The sequence below is a fragment of the Fusibacter sp. genome (assembly GCF_057447755.1).
On sequence record NZ_JBVBZF010000283.1, the window covers coordinates 1 to 4,603 of the forward strand.

The 4,603-nt window shown below is 35.8% G+C and carries 6 protein-coding genes and 1 other RNA gene; 6 read left to right on the forward strand and 1 reads right to left on the reverse strand.

Going from position 1 to position 4,603, the window contains the following annotated elements; translation table 11 throughout:
• From AC220I_RS18515 to AC220I_RS18535, 5 genes are all read left to right on the forward strand, one after another.
• Positions 1–271 (forward strand): LUD domain-containing protein (locus AC220I_RS18515; RefSeq protein WP_486725346.1); only part of this gene is annotated, 271 nt, incomplete at its 5' end.
• Between the two features lie 225 nt (positions 272–496).
• The gene (gene smpB / locus AC220I_RS18520; protein WP_486725347.1) at positions 497–958 is read left to right on the forward strand and encodes an SsrA-binding protein SmpB; all 462 of its coding nucleotides are present in this window, start codon (positions 497–499) and stop codon (positions 956–958) included.
• Positions 959–1,008: 50 nt separating this feature from the next.
• Positions 1,009–1,372, forward strand: a transfer-messenger RNA (tmRNA) gene (ssrA, locus tag AC220I_RS18525).
• Positions 1,373–1,889: 517 nt separating this feature from the next.
• Entirely contained in the window at positions 1,890–2,234 is a 345-nt protein-coding gene (locus AC220I_RS18530; RefSeq protein ID WP_486725348.1) for a PadR family transcriptional regulator, read from the forward strand.
• Positions 2,218–3,048 carry a DUF1048 domain-containing protein gene (locus tag AC220I_RS18535; RefSeq protein ID WP_486725349.1) on the forward strand — a complete coding sequence of 277 codons (831 nt, stop codon included), beginning with the start codon at positions 2,218–2,220 and terminating at the stop codon, positions 3,046–3,048. The genes AC220I_RS18530 and AC220I_RS18535 overlap by 17 nt, the downstream gene beginning before the upstream one ends.
• 184 nt (positions 3,049–3,232) lie before the next feature.
• Here the strand turns inward: AC220I_RS18535 and AC220I_RS18540 are convergent, their stop codons facing one another.
• Positions 3,233–3,628, reverse strand: coding sequence for a DUF1428 domain-containing protein (locus AC220I_RS18540; RefSeq protein ID WP_486725350.1), 396 nt, complete (start codon positions 3,626–3,628; stop codon positions 3,233–3,235).
• A gap of 490 nt (positions 3,629–4,118) precedes the next feature.
• Between AC220I_RS18540 and AC220I_RS18545 the strand changes: the two genes are divergently transcribed.
• Entirely contained in the window at positions 4,119–4,550 is a 432-nt protein-coding gene (locus tag AC220I_RS18545; protein WP_486725351.1) for a MarR family winged helix-turn-helix transcriptional regulator, read from the forward strand.
• The last annotated feature ends 53 nt before the right edge of the window (positions 4,551–4,603 follow it).

Genomic DNA, 4,603 nt, shown 5'->3' on the forward strand with positions numbered 1-4,603 from the left:
ACCAATTATCTACGGTCCGGGTAAGGTCTTTCTCATTTGTGGTACTAATAAAATCTGTGATTCGGATGAGGCTGCGGTTTTACGAGTAAGACAGTATGCCGCACCCAAGGACGCAGTAAGACTAAATAAGAAGACACCTTGTGCGATTACTGGGAAATGTGTGGATTGTAGGTCAGCGGATCGCATCTGCAATTATATGACAATTTTAGAGGGGCAATTTGATCCTAATAGGATTGAGGTAATTTTACTTAAGGGCGAGTATGGTTATTGATGGCTCAAGATCTGATGCATTGAAATTGTGATTTGGATTTTTTAATAGGACAATATGATAGATTTTGCGATTAAAATTTAATGCCTTGATTTTAACGGTTTGTGAAGCCATTGTTAAATTAAGATTACTAAAAGGCCACACCAATTGAAAGTATAAGCTCTTTATGTTAAAATAAAAAAGTTCGATAAAGCAAACGGAACATATGTATGTGAAAGGAGGTAGCCCATGGCTGAATTTAAACTCATATCAAACAACAAAAAAGCAAGACATGACTACTTCATTGAAGATACCTATGAAGCGGGCATTGAGCTTTTCGGTACAGAAGTAAAATCCATTAGAAGTGGTAAAGCAAGCATCAAGGAAGCCTATGCCGAGATTAAAAACGGTGAAATGTTTATCGTTGGGATGAACATAACACCTTATGATCACGGAAACCAGTTCAACAGAGATCCCCTCAGAACGAGACGCCTTTTACTTCATAAGCGTGAAATCGTTAAAATGGAAGCTCTTAAGACGAGAGATGGCTATACGCTTGTACCTCTTAGACTTTATATCAATCCTAGAGGTCTTGTAAAAATTGAGATTGCTGTGGCTAAAGGAAAGAAACTGTACGACAAACGCGATACCTTGGCGAAGAAGGATGCTGATCGAAAGATTCAAAAGGCTATGAAGGCGTATAATCAATAAGCGATAACAATCGATGGCTTGTATATACAAACTCTAAGCAACCCTTTCATGGGGCCGTACTGGTTTCGACAGGGATGATGCACCATTGTAAGCGAGCCGTGTTTCTTGGTCTGGGGTACACGTTAACGAACTGGACTACTTAAATATAATCGCAAACGAAAATTTTGCACTAGCTGCTTAATTGCAGCGTCACCCCTAGGCCTTATCTCAGCCGCCTAGGATGCTGACCTAAACCCTGCTGGGGTCTCTGTACTGGATGCTTTTCTAATTTAGTATGGTAGTATAATAGGAATAGTTCATGGGCATGTGTGTCGTTAAACGCGCTTGTGAGCGAATTTTATGAAGCGACTGCGCTCGGAGAAAGCGGTGGGAACTTGTTTTTGGACAGGGGTTCGACTCCCCTCGGCTCCACCAATTAAAAAAGACAATAGGATCAAATCCTATTGTCTTTTTTAGTGTTAGAGAAAGGGAGTCGAAGCCCGAGAGGGTGAAGCGAAAAAAACGTATACGATTTTGAAGCGGAACTCGAGCAAAGCGAGAGATGCAGACACCAAAGGTGGCTGCTCGACTCCCCGTGTAAGAACCAAGATATGTAAGAATGTAAGATAGAGAAGCCCGAGAGGGTAAAGCGAAAAAATCGTAAACGATTTTTGAAGCGGAGCTCGAGCAAAGCGAGAGACGCAGACACCAAGGGTGGCTGCTCGACTCCCCGTGTAAGAACCAAGATATGTAAAAATGTAAGATAGAGAACCCTTATATGGTGGAGACGAGGGGAGTCGAACCCTAAGTGATAGATACGTGCAAATAATTTAATTTTTAAGTATCTTTGGGATTATAAATTGAAAAGGCACTACTTGACAATGTATAGTAGTAAGCATATAATTAAGTTAAGCTACTCTGTATTGTAGAATAGCTAAGTGGAGGTGATTTTTTGTTTGATAAGGCACAATTACTAAAAGGGCTTTTGGAGGGTTGCATTTTGAAGATTATTTCTCAAGGTGAAACATATGGCTACGAAATCACAAGTGTGTTAAACAAAGTAGGACTTAATGATTTAAATGAAGGAAGCGTTTATCCTGTATTAATCCGTCTTGAAAAAAAAGGACTTGTAGATTCTGAAAAAAAAGACTCACCATTAGGACCGAGTAGAAAATATTTTAGAATTACACAAGAAGGTGAGTTATATTTAGAGTCTTTTAAGCAACTATGGGGTGAAATATCAAGTGCAGTTGATAAAACTTTGAAAGGTGGTGCATGGAATGAATTATCAAGGTAAAAACAAATTGTTAATCGCTATAGGATTAACAGTACTTTTAATTATAATGTCTATCATACTTTATATTTATAAGATAGAGGCACGTGGAACATTAGCTATATTTTTCCCTATATTAATTGTAATGGCACTTTTAGGTGTTCTATTATCTTCTAAACAAGTAAAGCGTATCGAAAGACGTATTAATAATTTGCCAACTGGTTATCAATCTGTTTATTTCAATATTCATGAATTACTTGGTACCTATGGAATGTTAAGAGGTGATAAAGAAGAAATAATGAACATGATTCTTGAGATCTTTGAACATTCATATATTGAGGGAAGAAGTGTTGAGGATGTGATTGGGAAAGATATTGACACATTTGTTAAAGGGTTTGTCGATGAGACTGGAAAATCAGATTTGTTTTGGGGATTGCTTGGCCATTCAACAACCCTTTTTATTGGATATTTATTACTGATTAAAGCTTATGAAGTAATACGAACCGGTGAAATATTAATGAAAACACTTGAGTCAGAAACCTTTGATTTCGGATTATTGATTACGTATTTCATAATTTCATATATCTGTGTACCTTGGTTGATTATAGTCATTCAGCGTTCAACTAGATATCAATGGCATGGTGCAAAGCGTATTTTAATACTCATTCCGGTTTTGGTTTCTGCTTCATTATTTGCGGGATTGATATTAATTGATGACCCTAAGATCGTTAATCTTATTACACAACCAGTCCATTTGTTTACAAATTTTAGTTCAATCATAGTTGGAATACTGATAATGATTGGTAGTATATATCTGACAAAGATTAAAAAAGATTGAAGAACAATTTATTTTTAAGATAAACATGTTGGCTTTTATGTTCGGCATATACAATATAAGAAGGAGCTGTTGTCATCTAATTTCTTAGATTGCAACAACTCTTTTTTAATGTGGAAATACTTGCCTATATATTTGAGAATGAAAAGTCATAATGATAAGAAATTATTGAGACACAAGGGTAAAACTATTCTTTTCTCTTTGAGCCCTCAACGATGACTTCAAATCCGCCATATGCCATTTTTGTCATATCAACTGGCATTTGTATGTCGGTTAGATCCTTGTATTTTTCACTCATTTCAGCAAATACTTTTGCATTGACCTCATCTCTGTGTTCCTTTGACTTAAAGACAATAAATGAAAACCAGACATTTTCATTGGTATTTGCCCCTGCAAGTTCTGGAAAAGAACGTGATTTTTCATCTCCCATTTCCTGCGGTTTAAGATCTTCTCCTCGACATTCATAATATTCAAGTGCGCCATGTTTCATCCATGCATCGCGCCCTTCGATCGCCATTTTCTCGTATTCATCTTCCTTGCCAACAGGCACTACAAGAACAAATCCATCAACATATTTGGTCATATTGTTATCCTCCTTTTATTAGTCTACTTCAGTAAATAAAAATACGTTTATTTAAGTTAAATACGGCAATTTATAATCTGCCTATTGAAAAGAGCAGAAATAATTGTATACTACAAAATTTGAGCCAAAAGCTGTGATGAGGAGACTTCAGCCTCAAACATCATCAGCGAAAATTGGTTTGAGACATCGAAGATGGCTCAAATGTTGTTATATATCATTAGTTCTCATCCAGCTTTGAGAAAGAATCACCAACTTGCGAAAAGCGGTTAGATGCGGCAAAACAAGGTTTTGACGTTAAATTATTATATTAGTACCCAAATGAAACGACAATCCATCACTCTAAGCCGATTTACATTGACATTCAGCATGAATTTTTATCTACATGGAGGCTGGTTTGTTAGCGTTGAATTTGATTAACTTAATATATCTTGAATTCAAGATATATCTGTGGTATAATTATCTTGAATTCAAGATATAAAAGGAGGATGGAATGTCTAATATTGACCTTAAACTATTAATTTCAATTGCACGTCTTCATAACACTATCTTTGGCAACATAGAAAAAAGTCTCAAAGAATATGGACTGTCCATTAGTGAGTTTGGCGTTTTAGAATTTCTTCATCATAAGGGAAGACAGCCAGTACAAGTTATAGCCAATAAAGTCCTCGTTACAAGTGGCACTATGACATATATTATCAATCAACTTATCCAAAAAGAGTATGTTACAAGAGAGAAATGCTTAGAGGATAAGAGAAAAATATATATTAGTTTAACTGAAAAAGGCAAGGACCTAATTTCGGAGATATTTCCAAAGCATATTGAATTTTTGGAAAAGCAATTCTCAGGACTTGATTTGAGTGCTAAGGAAGCGCTGACCACCACCTTATTTAATCTAAAAACAAGTATTGAACAATTAGAGTAATATAAGAATTAGATTATAAGTATGAATTAGATTATCAATATGAATTAGATTAT

Bases quoted from the DNA above. Each gene is read 5' to 3' on its own strand.
- AC220I_RS18535 (WP_486725349.1), top strand. From the start codon at position 2,218: ATGAATTATCAAGGTAAAAACAAATTGTTAATCGCTATAGGATTAACA.
- smpB (WP_486725347.1), top strand. From the start codon at position 497: ATGGCTGAATTTAAACTCATATCAAACAACAAAAAAGCAAGACATGAC.
- AC220I_RS18545 (WP_486725351.1), top strand. From the start codon at position 4,119: ATGTCTAATATTGACCTTAAACTATTAATTTCAATTGCACGTCTTCAT.
- AC220I_RS18540 (WP_486725350.1), bottom strand. From the start codon at position 3,628: ATGACCAAATATGTTGATGGATTTGTTCTTGTAGTGCCTGTTGGCAAG.